We start from the raw sequence: 1143 nt of genomic DNA on the forward strand, positions 1-1143 counted from the left end.
TCCCTGGGGACATCTGCTGGGCGATATACTCACCCATCACTGCACCTGAAGCCCCCGCCAGCGCACTGTTGCCGTTTATCTGCGCCATGACAGCACCCAATACCGCATGCGCCATCAGGTTAGCTTCGGTGTTCACCTTACCCGTGACCGGGTCAGTAGTCATATTGTGAATCACTTCCGCCATTGTTGGCGTGTTCGACGTCACGGCTCAGGTCAGCGACATTTTGCTGTTGTTTATCGGTATCGCGAATGGTGATAGTGCCATCCGAGACCGCCGCCTGAGTAGTGCCTTCGGCATGGCCGTCGTTGCTCATACCCGTCGAGGATTAGCTCACCGAGTCTGGTATCACCGATGCAAAGTAACAGGATCTTGCCGCTGCGCCCGGTGTTATCCGGTTGCAGCGGCGGGAAGTGGGAGGATTTAGGATTTGAGATCAGCCACCTCGGCCATTGGTCGAGGTGGTTCATTAAAACGGCGAAAATAAAATACTCTTATTATCGCGATCAGCCTGATCTATTAGTGCAACCACAGATAATAGGTAATCATGAACATCTTGCTCTGATGATTCATCTTTCATCAGGTTATTAATCTCTTTACGAAGATCTGCAAGTTGCTCATCACTAAAAAGCTCCATATCACAGTTAGATAACTCAGATAACAATGGGTATTTACAGTGATCATCCCTGATTAAAAAACTTTCATTCCCTGGAAAGTCTTCCAATGAGGTAATGCTTTCACCAATAACTTTATCCCATAAGTAAACAATGAACATATAATTACCTCACCACCGTTTTACCTGGGAACGTATTGACCAAATTACCTTTCTTATCAGTGATGACCGTCATAATTGACGTTGGCATACTGTTGTTCATTGCATCAACACCAATATTTTTCCCCATATCCACAGTACGAATATAGTTACCAGTAGATGGTGAGTATTGCACTGGTGTCTTAACAACAGTATCTGACTGCAAGACCATTTTCAGCTCATCCTTCGTCATTGTGAAGTGTGATTTATTAGCACCCCATTCACCACCATGTTTTTTCCAGGCGTATTCTAGCCCTGAACCTGTCGAACCATCACCATTTCTAAGGTTAACCCGGGACTGAACGATCGAGCCTTTCCAGACTTCCTTCGCAGT

1 protein-coding gene and 3 pseudogenes are annotated in these 1143 nt (G+C 46.1%); all 4 read right to left on the reverse strand.

Annotated elements, in window-relative coordinates:
• A pseudogene (locus tag YROHD0001_RS21010) lies at window positions 1-190 on the reverse strand (VENN motif pre-toxin domain-containing protein); the annotation flags it as partial.
• Window positions 183-317: pseudogene (locus tag YROHD0001_RS20650) on the reverse strand (hemagglutinin); the annotation flags it as partial. The pseudogenes YROHD0001_RS21010 and YROHD0001_RS20650, both read right to left, overlap by 8 nt.
• A 150-nt stretch (window positions 318-467) precedes the next feature.
• Window positions 468-773, reverse strand: a complete 306-nt coding sequence (locus YROHD0001_RS00080; protein ID WP_004716951.1) for a hypothetical protein — start codon at window positions 771-773, stop codon at window positions 468-470.
• Window positions 774-777: 4 nt separating this feature from the next.
• Window positions 778-1143 (reverse strand): annotated as a pseudogene (locus tag YROHD0001_RS0119140) (VENN motif pre-toxin domain-containing protein); the annotation flags it as partial.

It is taken from the genome of Yersinia rohdei ATCC 43380, assembly GCF_000173775.1.
GTDB classification, from domain to species: domain Bacteria; phylum Pseudomonadota; class Gammaproteobacteria; order Enterobacterales; family Enterobacteriaceae; genus Yersinia; species Yersinia rohdei.

Excerpts from the sequence above, each read along its gene's own strand:
- YROHD0001_RS00080 (WP_004716951.1), bottom strand. The coding sequence starts at position 773 with ATGTTCATTGTTTACTTATGGGATAAAGTTATTGGTGAAAGCATTACC.